11 protein-coding genes are annotated in these 18,013 nt (G+C 44.1%); 10 read left to right on the top strand and 1 reads right to left on the bottom strand.

What is annotated here, in order from left to right:
• The first annotated feature begins 970 nt into the window (after positions 1–970).
• Both L4C42_RS20230 and L4C42_RS20225 read left to right on the top strand, forming a co-directional pair.
• Positions 971–1,912: a substrate-binding domain-containing protein gene (locus L4C42_RS20230; RefSeq protein ID WP_353499453.1), complete on the top strand. Its 942-nt coding sequence runs from the start codon at positions 971–973 to the stop codon at positions 1,910–1,912.
• A gap of 11 nt (positions 1,913–1,923) precedes the next feature.
• The gene (locus L4C42_RS20225; RefSeq protein WP_429761670.1) at positions 1,924–4,728 is read left to right on the top strand and encodes a sensor domain-containing protein; all 2,805 of its coding nucleotides are present in this window, start codon (positions 1,924–1,926) and stop codon (positions 4,726–4,728) included.
• Positions 4,729–5,165: 437 nt separating this feature from the next.
• On the opposite strand, the gene L4C42_RS20220 is transcribed toward L4C42_RS20225, so the two are convergent.
• Complete coding sequence (locus L4C42_RS20220; protein ID WP_429761669.1) at positions 5,166–7,220, bottom strand: alpha-amylase; 2,055 nt, start codon at positions 7,218–7,220, stop codon at positions 5,166–5,168.
• Positions 7,221–7,417: 197 nt separating this feature from the next.
• Here L4C42_RS20220 and L4C42_RS20215 point away from each other — a divergent pair, with 197 nt between their 5' ends.
• The 8 genes from L4C42_RS20215 (at position 7,418) to L4C42_RS20180 (ending at position 18,008) form a co-directional block, all read left to right on the top strand.
• Positions 7,418–7,969: a hypothetical protein gene (locus tag L4C42_RS20215; RefSeq protein ID WP_353499449.1), complete on the top strand. Its 552-nt coding sequence runs from the start codon at positions 7,418–7,420 to the stop codon at positions 7,967–7,969.
• A gap of 545 nt (positions 7,970–8,514) precedes the next feature.
• The gene (locus tag L4C42_RS20210; protein WP_429761668.1) at positions 8,515–9,462 is read left to right on the top strand and encodes a TerC/Alx family metal homeostasis membrane protein; all 948 of its coding nucleotides are present in this window, start codon (positions 8,515–8,517) and stop codon (positions 9,460–9,462) included.
• Positions 9,463–9,751: 289 nt separating this feature from the next.
• Positions 9,752–9,943 carry a hypothetical protein gene (locus L4C42_RS20205; RefSeq protein WP_353499447.1) on the top strand — a complete coding sequence of 64 codons (192 nt, stop codon included), beginning with the start codon at positions 9,752–9,754 and terminating at the stop codon, positions 9,941–9,943.
• Positions 9,944–10,453: 510 nt separating this feature from the next.
• Positions 10,454–11,677, top strand: coding sequence for a peptidase T (gene pepT, locus L4C42_RS20200; RefSeq protein WP_353499445.1), 1,224 nt, complete (start codon positions 10,454–10,456; stop codon positions 11,675–11,677).
• A 30-nt stretch (positions 11,678–11,707) separates the two neighbouring features.
• Positions 11,708–12,559 (top strand): mechanosensitive ion channel family protein, encoded by an 852-nt coding sequence (locus tag L4C42_RS20195; protein WP_353499444.1) that lies wholly within the window; start codon positions 11,708–11,710, stop codon positions 12,557–12,559.
• A gap of 128 nt (positions 12,560–12,687) precedes the next feature.
• Complete coding sequence (locus tag L4C42_RS20190) at positions 12,688–13,821, top strand: efflux RND transporter periplasmic adaptor subunit (protein ID WP_353499443.1); 1,134 nt, start codon at positions 12,688–12,690, stop codon at positions 13,819–13,821.
• 3 nt (positions 13,822–13,824) lie between these two features.
• Complete coding sequence (locus L4C42_RS20185) at positions 13,825–16,980, top strand: efflux RND transporter permease subunit (protein ID WP_353499442.1); 3,156 nt, start codon at positions 13,825–13,827, stop codon at positions 16,978–16,980.
• Positions 16,981–17,303: 323 nt separating this feature from the next.
• Positions 17,304–18,008 (top strand): response regulator, encoded by a 705-nt coding sequence (locus tag L4C42_RS20180; protein WP_353499441.1) that lies wholly within the window; start codon positions 17,304–17,306, stop codon positions 18,006–18,008.
• The last annotated feature ends 5 nt before the right edge of the window (positions 18,009–18,013 follow it).

The raw sequence follows: 18,013 nt of genomic DNA, 5'->3' as shown, positions 1-18,013 counted from the left end.
GCAATATTTCGTATTTCCAGTTGTATATTGACAACAGGGTTTTCAAACGATTGCGCTCGCTTTTGAGCTGCTTTCACTTTAGGCCATTCCGGAGAGACGAGCAGTAGTGAGGCAGCATTGAGCGTATCAAATAGATTTAGTTTCTTCATTTCTCATCCTTGAGTAACGGGTAATTTGACCTTCAACATGAATTTTGAGCGCAGTGTTAGGCGGTTTTTCTTTATTTCAGTCCATCCATTAGATACTAAAAGTCTAATTGCCGAAACTCATTTATGTCCAAAAGTTTGTTGGAGGAAAGCTGTAATGTGTTTAAAGTGTGTGCTGTACTAATAGCTTGCCAACCAATGAAGAATTTGTGATTGCACAGCAGTCGGTTGCACTCCTAGATTGATTTACATTCAATGATTTAAGGCCAATCCTCTTACAGGGTTGGCCTTTTTTTATTATTAAAAACAGATATTTACCGTTGCTTATAAAAGATAACTTACCCACAAAAATCGTCTGAACTGATTGGTGCTATGCGGTCTAATCGATATATTGAATGCCTATTGTATAGCGTGAAAATTAGGAACAAGTATGGAAATAAGAAAAGCATATATTTACTACAGAGCATCACCTATTGGCTAATGACTCCCAGAGATAGGAGTGAAGTTGAGTACTATCTGGTGCTATCTCGGGATGAACAAGCAGTAGACTTTAAGTTCATTTCGAAAGAATGGGCTGACTTTTTGCTAGAAAAGTGGAGATAGTGCTTCTTTGTAAGTCTTCTGCGTGACGAGGATACATAAGCTGATTAGGAACGACCTCGCAAGCGCAATATGGTAGATCACCACATGGGATAGGGAGTTTCTTTTGTTATGAAGGCAGTAAAGACAATACATTGATTTATACTAATATAATAATGTTAGTTCTATGTTGCTCAGTCCAGCGTTACATGTTTTGCTTACTTAGAGTTTGGTTGGAGACCATTATGAAAAAGATGATCGTGTTATGCTTGCTCTTTCTCTCTATGGATGGAGAAACGTCTGAAAAGCAACTGGTTTATCTTGTTTCAGATTTGAGAATACCCTTTTGGGAAATTATGAGGAGAGGAGTTACTTCGAAAGCAAACGTCTATGATTACGACGTGCTTGTCCTCTCTGCCAACAATGATGCTAAACAAGAATTAGAAAATCTTGTATTGGCCATCGATATGAAGGCTGATGCCATTATCATGTCTCCAACGAATTCTTCTGCCGCGGTGACCTTGCTTAATTTGGCAAAACAAGCCCAGATCCCTGTTGTCATTGCCGATATTGGAGCAGAGAGTGGCGACTACTTGTCCTACATAAAATCAAACAATCTCCAAGGAGCCTATGATTTAGGAAAAATGCTTGCAGCTAAGATGGAGCGTAGCTCAAGTGTTGACGGCACCGTAGGTATTATCGCTATTCCCCAGATGAGAGTGAATGGTCAACAGAGAACACAAGGTTTCATTGCTGCTCTTGATGAAAGTGGTATAGATGTTAATGGTCTTTATCAGCAAGTGGATTTTAGTTATCAGGAAACATTTGATTATACAATCGAAATCTTAACAAAAAATCCTAGAACGCGTGCTATTTGGCTACAAGGTTCGAACAGGTATCAAGCTGCTCTTGATGGTATCGCGAAAATGGGTAAAGGGAAGGAGGTTTTGTTGATTTGTTTTGATGCAGAGCCAGAGTTTCTGGAGTTGCTCAGAACGGGTGTTATTGTTGGAGCTGCGATGCAACAACCTTTTAAAATAGGAGAGCGTTCAGTCGAGACTGTTTATGAGTTTTGGCAAGGGACGAAGATTGAATCAACACAAGAACTTAAGGTGCTTGCTGTGGACAAAAACTCCCTTGATAGCCAAGAAGAAGAAATTAAAAGAAATGTCCTCGGTTTGGATTAGAAAGGAACCTGATGGGGAAAATGAACGCTTCTTCCAAGTCCGTCGCTCTCATTAGAGTGACCATGCTAGTTATCATGCTTAGCATCAGTCTCGTGATAGCTATCTATACAACGATTGCTCTTTCAATTGAAAAACAAGCACTCTCAAAGCACATCAATAAACAAGTTGAAATGAGCTTAATTACACTGAGTAATAATATTGCTCCTTTGATGCAAGCGTATGCTATTAATGAATATAAAAAAATCATCTTAAATGAAGCAAGAGAAAGAAATTACCAAGCTATTGTGGTTTATGACAATCAGTTCGCCAAAATTATTAACCGAGATAACTATGTTTCGGGTGTAACAAAAGTTAATGGTGAAATTTCAGAGTGTGACGAGGAAAAGGGCTATTTGTTTGGTGATGAGTTTGTCATAACAAGCATGCCTATTGAATCACCAAACGGTGAGGAGATTGGCAAAGTAAAGATCAGTGTTTCTGATAGCATTATTAAGGATAAGATGTATGAGTCGCTTTTTCATGCCGTACTCTCAGGTCTAATACTTAACGCTGTTATCTTATCGATATTATATTTTCTTTTACAACGGTTTGTATCGAAACCCTTAGCGAGTTTAAAGCTTCAGTTAGAAGTTGATGAAGTCAATACCATTCCCAATCAGGAGTTGAAGCTCAGTGGGTATAATGAAATTGATGGTTTTATTCGGGTTGTAAACCAGATGTTTTCAACAATCAAAGCAACGCGAATGAAGCTGCTGGAAGAACAGAGAGATTTGAATAGTGTTATTGCAGCAACCAAAATTGGCACTTGGTACTGGAATATAAAGTCGGGTGAAGTTAAATTTAATGAAAGATGGGCAGAGATGCTCGGCTATCGCTTAGCAGAGCTTGAACCACTCACTTTCAAGACTTGGGAAAAGCTCTGTCACCCAGAAGATTTTGTTCAATCAGAAGAACAATTAAAGCGCCACTTTGAAGGTTCTCTTGAAGTTTATGAATGTCAATGTCGTGTTCAACATAAATCTGGACAATGGCTTTGGATACTCGCTCGAGGACAGGTGGTGAAATGGGAAAAGACTGGTGAACCGATAGAGATGTTTGGGACATATCTAGACGTAACGGAAAAGAGCCATGCAGAAGAAGAATTGAGAATGTCAGCGAGTGTTTTTGACAACACGAGAGAAGGTATTTTAATTCTTGATAATTTGGGGTTAGTTCGAAGAGTTAATGAAGCGTTTATTTCAGCTAATGACTACAGTAGAGAAGAACTATTGGGTCACTCTTTAGAGTCAATGATAGATGAAAGTGAATCTCAGGTTCGCTATGCCGAACTTAAACAAAAAGTGTTAAGAAGTGGGTTTTGGCGTGGTGAATTATGGCTCGTAAGAAAAGATGGTAAAGCTCATCCTGAACTTGTTAGCCTAACAGCAGTTAAGGATTCTCAAGATAAGCTATCTAACGTTGTTGCCCTGTTTACAGATATATCACGCCTGAAAGAGCAAGAAAAGCAACTAGAGTTACTTGCACTCTATGATCCCCTCACGAAACTGCCTAATCGTAACTTATTGGTGACCAAAGTCAGTGAGTTACTAAAATTCAATGAATTCGGTCGATATATGGCAGTTCTGTTTATTGACCTCGATGAGTTTAAAAAGATTAATGATTCTTTTGGACATGAAGTTGGCGATGAGGCACTAAAGTTACTCGCTTCTACCTTGAGTAAAAATATTCCTTCAAACGATATTCTAGTAAGGTGGGGGGGAGATGAATTTATTATTATCCTTAATAATGTTCGGAATAAAACTAAAGTAAAATCGTACGCTTCAAAGCTACTCAATATAATTTCTACGATGAGATTTAAAACAGATTTGATTCACCCTCAGCCCTTCTCTGCGAGTATTGGTGTGACTATGACGGAGGCGGATAGTGTCACAGATATAGAGCACCTTATTCGACAAGCTGACCTAGCTATGTATGAATCGAAACTGCAGGGGGGGAATAGTATGTCATTCTTTAACCCTGAGCATGATAGAAGTAAGCGAAAACGACATGCTAAAAAGCGACAGTTGGAACAAGCCGTTTCTGAAAATGAGCTGGAACTATACTTTCAGCCAAAAATGAACCTGAGAAGCAATGAGCTGATAGGAGCAGAAGCCCTTCTTCGTTGGAATCACCCCGATAAAGGAGTGTTAACCCCCGAGCAATTTTTGTTTGATATAGAAACTCCCGCGCTACAATGTGAGATTGGTGACTGGGTAATGACTCAAGCCGTTCATCAAGTGTCCGAGTGGATGAAATGTGGCATGGATATACAATTGTCTATTAACGTATCTAGCTATCAATTGGATGATATCAATTTTACCAGTCGCCTAAGAGCGCTATTGTATCAATATAAGGTTCCTCCAAGCTATGTGCAGATAGAAATTCTTGAATCGAGTGCTCTAGAACTGGTAGAAAGAGCTCAGGCGGTGATTGAGCGTTGTCAGTCGTTTGGGGTGAGTGTGGCAATTGATGATTTTGGAACTGGCTATTCAACCCTCTCTTATTTAAGAGATCTTCCCGCTGACGTGTTGAAAGTCGATAGGAGCTTTATTATTGGCTTGCAAAAAGATAGTAAGAATTGGGGGCTTTTGAAGGCTGTGATGAGTTTGGCCTCAACCTTCGACAAAACGGTTGTGGCAGAAGGTTTAGAAGATTGGGAAGCAAAGGAGTTGTTATTGGAAGTAGGATGTGAAATTGCCCAAGGTTATGCGATAGCGCGGCCAATGAAGATAGAGCAATTTAACCGTTGGTATCGACAAGAACAGGTAGCGGTATGAGAAAGAAGAGCCATTGTTGCGTATGACTAAATGGAGAAATGATTTCGAGTTGCCTTTCTGCACCCTATTTCGCAATTTTCATTACTTTAGATATTTTGAAAATATCCATTTTGAGTTGGTGCTCTAACTGACTTCTGTCCAATAACGAGCTAGAAGCTACGCTCAGACGCTGACTTTGAACCTTGAAGGTTAGGAGTGCGCGTTGGGTAGATTCCGCATCGAGTGCGGAATGACGAAAACTGGGACCTAGCGTACTAACGTCCAATCAACTGACATTACTCAATGCCGAAGTATCATGAAAGTACTTTCGGCTTCAAAAAACGCCTCAATAGATCCAGAGAGACTGTCTATTGAGGCGCTTGAGTTCATTTGTTAGTTCAAAACCGCAGAAAAGGACAAGGCCAACCTAGCTTCGTTTCTACGCTTATTAGAGACCACTACTTACCAAAATAAGCAACAATCACCTTGTCTTTATCAAGCTCTCTAGAGAACACATAAGCCTTGTCGTTAGCAATCTCAGTATGTTTACCTGCACCAACAGCCGGATGACGGTCTCTGAATTGACCAACAGTTCGCCAATGTTCGAGCAACGCTTTCTTATCATCACTTAGTGTCCACACCATGTCTGAGCGGGTGCCTTGGTGGAAGTCGTCGGCATATGGGCCAATATTTCGACCTACTTCGTCACCGTAATACACCTGAATCGCACCTGGGCTTAGAAGTAGAGCATTCGCCGCGTTTTTCTGCATGGTGTAGTCTTTGAAACGGCTGAAGAAAAGCTCGGTATCATGAGAAGACATGTAGCTTACTGGGTTAAAGTCTTCCGACTCTTGAATTGAGTTGGCGTAACTTTGGTAGGTGTCCGCCATTTGGCTGAAACACGCGGCGCCTTTATCCAGCTTCTTCTGCATATCAAAGTTGATGAGTGCATTGAAGCCGTCGTCAAAATATGGGCTGCGATACGCACTGTGTCCCCAGACTTCACCCATCATCCAGAAAGGTTGCCCGGATTGATTGTTGTCTTTTCGCCATTGCTCTAGGCTGTGCGTGGCTTGTGCTTTTAGCCTCTTCCAAATTTCGCCTTCTACGTGTTTCACGGTATCGACACGATAGCCGTCAACACCAAATCGTTTTACCCAATCCGTTTGCCATTCAATCAGATAATCGGCGACGGTGTAATTATCGTGTTTGGCAACACGAGTTCCGGGATTATCAAGCAGCCACTGCGGAGGGGTTACTGCTTTAGTGGACTCGGTTTTAAAGTCAGGAAGGCCTGCGAGCGATAGGGTAATGTCACTCGAACCTGGTTTTTCGTAGCCTGGCAAACCGGTACGAACCCAATCCGCTCCCCACCATTGACTCCATTCTTCGCTTTGGTAGTCGATATTGCTGTGATAGCTGTGCCAGTTTTCAGAGGGTTTGGGTTGCCACTTGGCAAACATCGTTGGTAACTGGTGCTCTGGCTTGAGTACATTTAGGTCATCATATTGAAGGTCGGCGAGTGTTGAATAGCCAGGGTGGTTAATGACTGCATCCAGCAACACTTTGATGCCGCGTTTGTGTGCTTCATCAATGAGGCGTTTTAAGTCATCGTCGTTACCGAAGCTTTCATCGATCTTGGTGAAGTCACGAGTCCAGTAGCCATGGTAGCCATAGAATGGGAATGAACCGCTGTCGCCGCCGCCAACAAATCCATGCACTTGCTCCACAATCGGTGATAGCCAAATTACATTGGTGCCAAGAGATTGGATGTAATCGAGTTTTTCGGTGATGCCATTTAGATCCCCGCCGTGAAAAGTGCCGATGTTGTCTTTACCATCAGATTGACGCCCATATGGCTGCGGCTCACCCGGATTGGAATTGTTGAATCTATCTACCATCACAAAGTAGATGTTGGCATTGCGATAGTTTAGGGCATCAGACTGGTCAATCGTTTCGACAGGCTCTAGTAGAGTCAAACCACCGGATACCGCGTTTGGCACAACCGTCACTTTGCCGCCATTTACCGTGACTATATCTCCAGTGAAGACATCTTTTAGCTTAGTACCATCGGCATAGGTATCACCGACAGCAATGGTCTGTGCCTCGTTTGGTAATGCTTCGCATTGAACATTAGGAATGGGGCGTTTGAACTCTTTCTTAGCGACTTTCTTGGGTTGTCTTTTGAAGACTAAAGACTTCGTTTCTTCGTCGTAGCTAAAAGAGTAATCTCCGGTAAAGCGGATGTTGAGAGGCAGAACCGAGTCTTCGCCACACAACAGAGGAATCGGTGTATTGAACTTAATTTTGCTAGGCAGTTGATGATCGCAAGTGCCATCAATGCCCGACACTTTTAATTGGTATTTATCTTTGGTTAGTGGTATCACCAACGGCTCATCTGCCGTAATAGGATAGTCACGGCTGGTGGTTGAAGTTGAAACCGTGATATTAGGTGATGCTAGCAGCCCAGGCGAGGCTAGTAGCATGCAAGCAAGTAGGGTCTTTTGTTTCATGCTCATTCCATTTTTTGTAGTTTTCCGAGGCTAATATAAAACGTATCCATGTCAGTCACATCCTTCTCATCGCCTACGCCTTAGAATTTGCGCCTGCTCACAAAATGACCTTAGTGTGGGCGTAATTCAGGGGGAGGAGGGGAGCAGCGGAATATCTTGCTAGTCTTGGGTATCAGAGTTAACCCCGTGAGATTGAAATGAAGCCATTGTTCGCCTTACTGCTGCTTGCCTTTAGCCATAACGTCCTCGCTATTGAGCTTTGGCCGAGTCAATATGTTGCGGGTCTACAGCCCATCAAGACGCTTGCTGATGTTGAGAGTCTTACAGAGCTTTATGACTGTGGAGAAGTAGAGCGGGAGACGTTTTGTGCTTTTGAGCAAAGCTATCGTGGCATTGAGCTTGATGTGGTTATTGCGGTCGATTCAGAAGGTAAAGTCACCGAGGTTAACTACTCTTTTCCTTTTAGCGTTTATCACTTTACGTATGTTCAAACTGCTTTGCGCAAAGACAGCTATCACTTGGTTGAGGTCAAAATTGGTGATGAAATACTCACTGTCGAAGAATTGATCAATCAGGGCACGGCTCAAACTGCGGATAAGAAACTGGTTGAATTTTTGAACTTACATCCCACTTTTGTGTCCCAACAGTTTACCTGGATCAGGAAAAATGAGATTCAGAATACGTTAGCAACAAAGACGCTATTAATGACCAGTGACGCTGAGCGCATTCATTTGATTTGGAATCGTTAGCCGAGCAAGTGTGTTCAACACAACAAGCTCATCGATGTTACTCACAGAGTGTCACACAACGGTCTTACGGTTGTCATTTCACTGTTACATAAGAAACGTAACGTGAGATGCGTAAAGTTTAGAAGGAGTTAACCATGAAAAAGATGAGACGTGCACAACTGCATCGTTGTCGTATTCAGTACTGGAAAGAAACGAACCAGAAAGCGACGAGCAAAGATAAAGCATAATCAATACTTTACATACCAAGACGTGAAGCCAGCATCCTTAATTATGCTGGCTTTTTCGTTTTTTGGGTTTTTCTTATAGACAGCATTCTCATCTCACCCTACAATCGCCTCGTTTTGGGGAGTAGTCACCCGTTTATTTGTCGTCATCTCGTTAAGTTAGTGCTGTTATAGCAATCAACTTATCCGGCAAATATAAGTGTTTTCATAACGCTTTGACGAGACCAACGCAATCAAAGGCTCAGTGCATTCGTGTGCTGGTGTGTTATTGGTTTGCGGAAGGTCGTCTAAAACAGTCCCGTCTTTCCGCCCGGAGGACTTATGAGCCCATCTATCTATCTTGGCTTCCTGCTGCTGACTCTTGTGTTAGTCGCATTGGATATCTATCAGACTCGCGGCGGTCAAATTACCATTCGCAAAGCGGCGATTTGGAGCGGTTTTTGGTTTGTCTTGGCATTCGTGTTTGCTGCAACCATCTATCTATTTTGGCATGTGTACGCGCCAGACAACGATTACAGCGCAGAAAAAGCAATGGTATCGTTTCTAACTGGCTATTTGCTTGAAAAATCGCTCAGCGTCGACAACCTATTTGTATTCGCTATCATCTTTCACCAGTACTCTGTACCTCAGCACTTGCGTCCGCGTGCGCTACTGTGGGGTGTGATTGGTGCGTTGGTATTGCGTGCCATCATGATCAGTGTCGGTGCTCAGTTGCTTGCTCAGTTCCACTGGGTCATGTATCTGTTTGCCGCTTTCTTGATTTGGACGGGTATTCAACTAGCGCGTGACCATGGTGACGATGAGATCAATCCACTTCCAGAGCGATTGATTAGAAAACTGTTGCCGGTGACGGACTCGTATCATGGCAATAGCTTGTCGATTGTTGAAAATGGCAAGCGAGTGTTTACCCCTATGCTGGTGGTAATAGGTGTGATTGCCTTTATGGATATTTTGTTCGCGCTCGACTCTATCCCGGCGATCTTTGCTGTGACCCGTGAACCATTCTTGGTGTTCGCAGCAAACGTGTTTGCTCTGCTTGGGCTGCGTTCGCTCTATTTTGTTCTTGAAGGGATGATGAATCGATTTGTGTATCTCAAACCTGCTCTGTCGTTCATTATGATATTCATCGGTATCAAGATGGCATTGGTAGGATCGCCTTGGGAAATTCCAACTTGGTTCTCCTTGTGTGTGATTTTATTCACCATGACAGCGGCATCAATTGCATCACTGTACAAAGAAAAACAACAGCTCAAGCTTGTTAATAAATAGAGCTAACGGTAAATGCGTAAAGCCTCCCATTTTTTGGGAGGTTTTCGTTTATCATTTTTCTAACAAATTATACTTATAGAGTGCTGTATGGAATTTTTATTCACCAAATCGTTTGTTTTGGGTATAAAAATTCACCACAAATAAATAGGTGCATATAGAGGTTGTTAAAGATTTGTTTTATTAGAAAATCTAATCTGAAATACCAAATTTTGTCATTTTTTAAACAGCGTTTTTTTGCCTAATATTGTCACCAACAACAACGAGTTACCAAATTTCAAGAGAGGCAATCATGGCACAAGCAGTGAACATCGAAACCATCGCTATCGCACCCTCTATGGATAAGAAGACCTACGCGGTAAACTTCAAAGGATTGATTGCACACTTACTAGATATTCTGTTCGGCAAAGGTGAAGTTGAAACAACTTACTACGCGAACGAGCTATCTGGCCACATGCAGCGTGATATCGGCATTAACCGATAAAACAAGCATGATAAAAAGCACCTTTGACAGGTGCTTTTTTTGTATCTGGCGTAAGCAAAACTAAGCGCTGAAGCCACCACGTTGCTGTCGTTGTTTAACTAATGCGACTCGCTCACGCTCGAGCGGACTTGCTAGCGTTGTTTGGGTTGCCAGGCCACTCTTGGTAGCTGTTGTCACTTTTTTATCAGCGACTAGAGCTGAAACAAAAATAGGCGTGGAAACAAAATGTGGACGCTTCATAGTGTCTAATCTCATCTTCTCTACGTTAACTTAACATCATTATTTCAGGCTGGACTATCAATCACATCCCCCTTAATTTGAATCGGTGGGGCGTAGTGTATTGGGCGTATCCCTTTGTTTCAGGGCTAGCTACGGATTAGTGTTTGGGCTTATATTGACCTTACAAAATGCTCGTCAAATCAGATAAAACTGATTCATCGCAACATTCCACTGGCTTCGATCCGTATTATGAGATGACTTGGGTTCACAACCACTATAAAGGTGAAAATTATGACAGGTCTTATCGACAGGTTTCTCAAATATGTCACGTTCGACACGCAATCTAACCCGTCGCAGGCAACATGCCCGAGCACACCAGGCCAAACTGAGTTTGCTCGATTTCTGCAACAAGAACTGATCGAATTGGGTTTATCCGATGTCACGCTGGATGCTAATGGTTATATCATGGCGACCTTGCCATCGAATGTAGAGGCTGATATCCCAGCGATTGGTTTTATCGCCCATATGGATACGGCGCCAGACGCTTCTGGCAAAGATGTTAAACCTCAGTTGGTAGAAAACTATCAAGGCGGTGATATTGCGCTTGGAAAGGGTGATGTGGTGCTTTCACCAATTCAGTATCGCGATCTGCACGCTTTGCATGGTCACGATATTATTACGACCGATGGCACTACATTGCTTGGAGCAGACAATAAAGCGGGAATAGCCGAGATCATCTCTGCGGTTGAGTTCCTGATGGCAAACCCAGAGATCCCCCATGGTGACATTAAAATAGGTTTCACTCCTGATGAAGAAATCGGTCGCGGTGCTGATTTGTTTGATGTCGATAAGTTTGCTGCTAAATGGGCGTACACCGTAGATGGCGGTCCGGTAGGTGAGCTTGAATATGAAAACTTCAATGCAGCGGCGGCGCTCGTTGAGTTTAAAGGAGTGTCTGTCCACCCAGGTACAGCAAAAGGTAAAATGGTCAATGCTATGACCGCAGCAGCACGATTCCACGCGGATATGCCGCTTGAGGAAACACCAGAGTGCACGTCTGGTTATGAAGGTTTCTATCACCTTCATAATGCACAAATGTCTTTGACGGACTCATCACTGCACTACATTTTGCGTGATTTTGACAAAGACGAATTGGCACGCAAAAAAGCCTACCTAGAAGATAAGGTGGCCACGTTTAATGCTCAGGGTAATAAGGTGAGTTTAACCATCACAGATAACTATTCGAACATGCGCGAAATGGTAGAGCCACATCCACACATTATCGAGATTGCTAAGCAGGCTATGGAACGCTGCGAGGTGAAGCCAAACATTAAGCCAATTCGTGGTGGTACCGACGGCGCTCGTTTGTCGTTCATGGGCTTACCTTGTCCAAACCTGTTTACAGGTGGTTATAATTTCCACGGTATTCATGAATTTATTACTGTTCAAGGCATGGAGTTAGCGGTAAAAGTGATCGTGCAAATTGCGAAAGACACCGCGATTCGTTATCGTTAATACTCATTCTTAATGCAGTAGTAGGCGACCATGGAAGATGTTCAAAAAATCATCGCGTTTTTAATTGAAAACAAACTGTTATTGAGCGTCCTGGTCATCACACTGATTTTGATAATACGCCGCATCACACTCTCGGGAATTCGAGGGGATGTGGCGTTTTTGTCTGAAGATCAGCGTAAATGGATGTCGCGAACTAAAAACGGCTCGTTCGCGATCATTGTTATCACTCTGTTTCTGGTTTGGAAATCAGAAATCAGTGAGTTCGCACTGTCAGTAACCGCTATCGCCGTTGCTATCGTTGTAGCCTCCAAAGAGATCATCCTCTGTTTTACTGGTTCAATCCAGCGAGCGAGTTCGCGTTCTTTTCGTATCGGTGACTGGATTGAGGTAGGAAAGACCAGCGGCGAAGTGATTGAGCACAATCTAATGGCCACTGTGATACAAGAAATTGACCTGTACCACGGTCAATATCATTTCACAGGAAAAACTATCACACTGCCTAACAGCATGTTTTTTACCTACGCTGTTAAGAACCTCAACTTCATGAAACGCTACGTTTACCACAGCTTTTCTATAGTGGTTCCTGGCTTCAAAAACCTATTTCCATTACTCCCTGAGTTGACTATCCGAATAGAGAAGCACAGTGAAGACTTTATCGATGTTGCTAGGCGCTATAACGGAGTCATCGAAAAACATGCCGGTGTAGATTTGCCTGGCTCTGAGCCGCATATCCACATAGCAAGTGGCGTGACAGGTGAGCAAATAGTGCACGTGATGATTTTTTGCCCGACTGAACTTGCGACTCATTTGGAGCAAGAAATTCGCGCTGACTTTATGATGCTTCACGATTTGTCGTTTCCAGAAGAAAATTCGAAAGATTGATATAAATCAATTCGTTATATTTTGAAACACTTTCGCCATAACTATTAATACTTTTCGGACATTCAGCTGACTTGTGATTTGTTAGTCTGCCAAAGCTTGTTCCAATCAGAAGAGAATAGGGTGTTTCAATGCCTAGAAAAATAATCGTTGCCAGCGTTATCTCTGCACTATTTTTAGCAGGATGCGGCGAAGCAACAAAATCCAACCAAAATGCACCAGCGCCTCTTGTGCAAACTACTGCTGTAGAGGTCGTCCCACATCAACAAAGTAAGTCTTACATTGGACGCATGGATGCGGTTGAAGATACAGCCATTACTGCACAAGTAACGGGCTATTTGATGGAACGCCATTTCCAAGAAGGGCAGATCGTCGAAAAAGGTCAAAAGCTCTACTCTATCGAGCCATCATCATTTGAAGCTCAAGTCGCGAGTGCCAAAGCCAAAGTGTCAGAAGCGGAGGCAGCACTGAAAAAAGCCGAGCTTGATTTTGAGCGTGGCAAAAACCTTGTTAAATCGAACAACATTTCTCAAGCAGAATTTGATGCGTTGACTGCGACACTGATGAGTGCCCGCGCTCAACTGGAAGCGGGCAAAGCTCAGCTTAAAGTGGCTGACGTTAACCTGTCTTACACCACCATTCTTGCGCCGTTTACCGGTCGAATTTCTGACAGTAAGGTCAGCCAAGGCGATCTTCTTTCTCCATCTTCTGGTGTATTAACGACACTGGTTAGCATGGATCCTATTTACGCGTCATTCAGTATCAGTGAGCGTGAGCGTTTAGCTCTAGGCATGGATACTATTGAAGGCAACGGATCGGATGAGTCAAATGGCGTGGCGGTGAACATCATTCTAGAAGATGGCCGAGTGTTCGAACAGCAAGGCAAAATCGACTTCTTAGGTAACCGAATTAACCTCAACACGGGTACACTGGCGATGCGTGCTGTCGTTGATAACCCACAACAGCGCTTACTTCCGGGTCAGCACGTGCGTGTTGAGCTTATGGAAAAAGAAGCAATCGACGTAGTGACGGTACCGCGTCGCGCTGTTCAAACCGATCTCGAAGGCGACTTTGTTATGGTCGTGACTGAAGGTAATGTGGCGGAGCGACGTAATGTTGCACTAGGTACACAAGTAGAAACTGGCGTCATCATCCAATCAGGATTGAAACCGACTGATGTTGTCATCACTCAAGGCTTGCAGCGTGTAAGGAATGGCGTGCCTGTTCGAATCGATGAGTCGAAGCCAGCAGATCAAGGTGCGTAATAGATGCTAAGTCGTTTCTTCATTCAAAGACCAAAGTTTGCTTTGGTCATTTCAATAATACTCACGCTGGCAGGTGCCATCTCTTTGATGGTGTTGCCGGTTGCTGAGTATCCTAAAATCAGCCCGCCATCGGTCAGTGTCACGGCATTCTATACAGGTGCGAGTGCAGAGGTCGTAGAGGAGGCGATAGCCGACCCGATAGAAACCTCGGTGAACGGAGTTGAAGACATGATTTATATGTCTTCAAAGAGTGCAAATGACGGTTCATACAACCTCAATGTGACATTTGACATCGGTACCGACCCCGACATGGCTCAGGTCAACGTACAGAACCGCGTGTCACAAATTGAGTCGAAACTTCCGCAAGAAGTTCGTATGGTCGGTGTAACGGTGAAAAAACGTTCGCCAGATCTATTGATGGTGCTGAACTTCTACTCACCTGATGGTCGCTATGATGACAAGTTCCTGATTAACTACATCAACTTGAACGTTAAGGATCAACTTGCTCGTGTTAAAGGCATCAGTGAAGTTAACGTAATTGGTGGCGGTGAGTACGCGATGCGTGTTTGGTTAGACCCAGACAAGCTAGCCAACCTTAAGATGACCACTTCCGACGTTTACGCTGCTCTTGCGGAGCAAAACGTACAGGTTGCTGCCGGTCGTGTAGGCGCTGCGCCATATGCAAACCCACAAGAGGTACAGTTCAATCTAGTCACCAAAGGTCGTCTAGAGTCAATTGGTGAGTTTGAGAACGTCGTTCTTCGTGCGAATCCAGATGGTTCTACGGTATACCTTAAAGACGTCGCTCGCGTAGAGCTTGGCAAGAAGTTCTACGATGGCAGTGGTCAGTTCCGAGGTGAAGATGCTTCAATCGTTGCGCTTAACCTACAATCGGACGCCAACGCGCTCGAAAGTGGCAAGGCGGTGATGGATCTGCTTGAGCGCTTGAGTGTGAACTTCCCTGAAGGTATGGCATACGAAACCAGTTACGATACCACTGTGTTCGTTGCGGAGTCGATCAAAGGGGTAGTTAAGACTTTAATCGAGGCCATAATACTCGTTATCGCGGTAACGTACCTATTCCTTGGCAGTGCGCGTGCAACGCTTATTCCGGTTGTCGCGATTCCGGTATCGCTTATCGGTACCTTTGCTGTCATGAACATGACGGGCTTTACCGTGAACACGGTAACCCTGTTTGGTATTATCCTCGCGATTGGTATCGTGGTGGATGACGCGATTCTCGTTATCGAGAACGTTGACACCATCATGAAACGCAATCCGGATATGTCACCGAGAAAAGCGACCTTAATTGCGATGAAAGAGGTGACGGGACCAATCATCACCTCGACGTTAGTACTGCTTGCGGTATTTATCCCGGTAACGCTGCTACCAGGTATCACCGGCATTATGTATCGTCAGTTCGCTCTGACCATCTGTATTTCAGTTGTTATTTCTTCGATCAACGCACTGACGCTGTCTCCAGCACTGTGTTCGTTGGTTCTGAAGAAAGGTGGTGGCAATACAGCGCGCTGGTTCCAAACATTCAATCGCGCATTAGAGCGTATTACACTGCGCTACGGTCAAGTTGCTGGATTCCTGGTGAAAAAGGCACTGCTACTAGTTACCTTCTTTGTGATTGCGGTTGGTGCGGTAAGCTTCCTTGCGAAAAATACCTCTACGGCGTTTGTACCGCAGGAAGATAAAGGTATTTTGCTGGTTAACGTTCAGCTTCCAGATTCAGCGTCTCTTTCTCGTACTACCGAAACAACGGACAAGTTGGTTAACTTGGTTGAGCAAGAGCCTGGCATCGATGGCATTACCGTTGCTAACGGCTACGCGTTTATGACAGGTGCGGCGGCCTCAAATGGCGCTTCGCTGTTTATCAAGCTAAAAGATTGGGAGACCCGTAATGGCTTTGAAGGGGAGCACTCTTCGAACGCCATTGCGGCTCGTATCAATGGTATGGCGGCTCAACAAATCCCTGGCGCCGTTGTATTCGCCATGGGTCCTCCGGCGGTTCCTGGTATGGGTGCGGCTTCTGGTTTCGAATTTGTATTGGAAGATACACTTGGTCGAAGCCGAACAGACCTAGCATTGGTGATGCAGGATGTGATTCAAACTGCGAATCAACAGCCAGAGATCGCTTATACGTTTAGTACTTTCCGTGCCAATGTACCGCACTACTACGTAGACATTGACCGTGAGAAAGCTCAGCAACTGGGAATTCCACTGTCGTCGATTTTTCAAACGCTACAGGGTAACTTAGGCTCGTTGTACGTGAACGACTTCACCATGTTTGGTAAGAACTTCCGCGTAACAATGCAAGCAGACGCTGAATATCGTAGTGGTATGGACGATCTTCAACTGTTCCATGTTCGTTCGTCTAAAGGTGAGATGATTCCTCTGAGCACGCTAGTGTCTTACGAGCAAGTCTTTGAGCCAGATGTCGCATGGCGTTATAACATGTACCGTAGTGCGGTAATCCAAGGTCAACCAGCGCCTGGTTACTCTAGTGGTGATGCGATCGCAGCAATGGAGCGCGTAGCGGCGGAAGTTCTGCCAATGGGTTATCAGTACGAATGGACAGGTATGGCTTACCAAGAGATCTTGGCGGGTAACCAAGCGATTTATGCGTTTGCGCTGGCTCTGATCTTCATCTACCTATTCATGGTTGCTCAGTATGAAAGTTGGGGTATCCCACTTGCTATCATACTCGTGGTTCCGGTGGCGACACTTGGCTCATTTGTCGCGTTGAACCTAGCGGGCATTCCGCTGAACTTATACGCTCAGATAGGTCTCGTCCTACTCATAGCAATGGCGGCAAAGAACGCGATTCTTATCGTGGAATTTGCCAAGATTGAACGCGAGGAAAAAGATGTTCCGATTGATGATGCCGCCGTGCGCGGTGGTATGTTGCGCTTCCGAGCAGTAAACATGACATCTTGGTCGTTCATCTTAGGTATGATACCACTCATCTTTGCATCGGGAGCTGGCCACATCAGCCAAAACTCGCTGGGTATTTCGCTCGTTGGTGGTCTGTTGTGTGTACTTCTTGCGGGTACATTCTTGATTCCAGGCTTCTATGCTCTGATTCAGCATCGCCGCGAAAAAATCCGTGGTGGTAATACCAAGTTAGTACCGCTGGAAGATGACGAGTAACGGCTTTCGAGCCATTAATTGATGATCAAGCCCCTCCAAGCGAGGGGCTTTTTGTATGTCTTAAATTGTCACGACATCCTGACAAATCTCTACATTCCGCGTTTGAACTATCAAAGACAATTATTGAGGTTGATGTACGGTATGGATGCATAGCTAGCGTAGATTAACCATATGTTTAACAAGAGTAATTTGCCAGTTGTTAGCAGCTTGTAACAAAAGTCTCATTAGGAATACACCTACAAAAACATAATAATTTACGTTTGTAGTATTCTGTAAAATTATGTATCTTTGCGGCCGATTCGATAGATGTAGTGGATTGGACGATGGTAAACCAAAAACTGTTGATCGTAGAAGACGATGCAAAACTAAATGTAATGCTAGGTGACTATTTTAAGACCCAAGGCTTTGATGTAAAGACAGTTTACGATGGAGGAGAGTCTGTCGATTTAATTGAATCCTTCCAGCCTGATATCACCATTTTAGACCTTATGCTTCCGGGTCAAGATGGCCTATCTATTTGTCGCGATGTTCGTGACAGCTACAACGGCAAAATTCTGATGCTGACGGCAAGTGATGACGACTTTGATCATGTTGCCGCATTGGAAACAGGCGCTGATGATTTTGTCTCTAAGCCCATCAAACCTCGCGTATTACTTGCTCGTGTCAGAAACCTTCTAAGACGCCCTACCGAAGACGCGATTGCTATGGAAGCGAACAATATTCAAGTTGGCCGCTTAAAAGTGTGTCAAAACAGCCGCAGTTGTCGACTCGGTGAGTGTGACGTTTCTCTAACGGACAGTGAGTTTGATTTACTCTGGCTACTTGCTAAATCTGCAGGTGAAGTGTTATCTCGTGACTACCTCACCAGACAGCTTCGTGGCATCGACTACGATGGCATTGATCGTACTATCGACAACCGCATTGTTACCCTTCGCAAAAAACTATTTGATGACGCAACGAATCCCAAAGGGATTATTACGGTGCGTGGCAAGGGCTACCTGTTTGTCACTGATGGCTGGAAAGCATAGGACTG

The sequence above is a fragment of the Vibrio wakamikoensis genome, assembly GCF_050337275.1.
Taxonomy (GTDB): domain Bacteria; phylum Pseudomonadota; class Gammaproteobacteria; order Enterobacterales; family Vibrionaceae; genus Vibrio; species Vibrio chaetopteri.
This window is presented reverse-complemented; position numbering and strand designations above follow the sequence as displayed.

What these genes read in the sequence shown, in the direction of transcription:
- pepT (WP_353499445.1), top strand. Translation starts at nt 10,454, where the DNA reads ATGACAGGTCTTATCGACAGGTTTCTCAAATATGTCACGTTCGACACG.
- L4C42_RS20230 (WP_353499453.1), top strand. Translation starts at nt 971, where the DNA reads ATGAAAAAGATGATCGTGTTATGCTTGCTCTTTCTCTCTATGGATGGA.
- L4C42_RS20185 (WP_353499442.1), top strand. Translation starts at nt 13,825, where the DNA reads ATGCTAAGTCGTTTCTTCATTCAAAGACCAAAGTTTGCTTTGGTCATT.
- L4C42_RS20195 (WP_353499444.1), top strand. Translation starts at nt 11,708, where the DNA reads ATGGAAGATGTTCAAAAAATCATCGCGTTTTTAATTGAAAACAAACTG.
- L4C42_RS20220 (WP_429761669.1), bottom strand. Translation starts at nt 7,220, where the DNA reads ATGAAACAAAAGACCCTACTTGCTTGCATGCTACTAGCCTCGCCTGGG.
- L4C42_RS20205 (WP_353499447.1), top strand. Translation starts at nt 9,752, where the DNA reads ATGGCACAAGCAGTGAACATCGAAACCATCGCTATCGCACCCTCTATG.
- L4C42_RS20190 (WP_353499443.1), top strand. Translation starts at nt 12,688, where the DNA reads ATGCCTAGAAAAATAATCGTTGCCAGCGTTATCTCTGCACTATTTTTA.
- L4C42_RS20215 (WP_353499449.1), top strand. Translation starts at nt 7,418, where the DNA reads ATGAAGCCATTGTTCGCCTTACTGCTGCTTGCCTTTAGCCATAACGTC.
- L4C42_RS20225 (WP_429761670.1), top strand. Translation starts at nt 1,924, where the DNA reads ATGGGGAAAATGAACGCTTCTTCCAAGTCCGTCGCTCTCATTAGAGTG.
- L4C42_RS20180 (WP_353499441.1), top strand. Translation starts at nt 17,304, where the DNA reads ATGGTAAACCAAAAACTGTTGATCGTAGAAGACGATGCAAAACTAAAT.
- L4C42_RS20210 (WP_429761668.1), top strand. Translation starts at nt 8,515, where the DNA reads ATGAGCCCATCTATCTATCTTGGCTTCCTGCTGCTGACTCTTGTGTTA.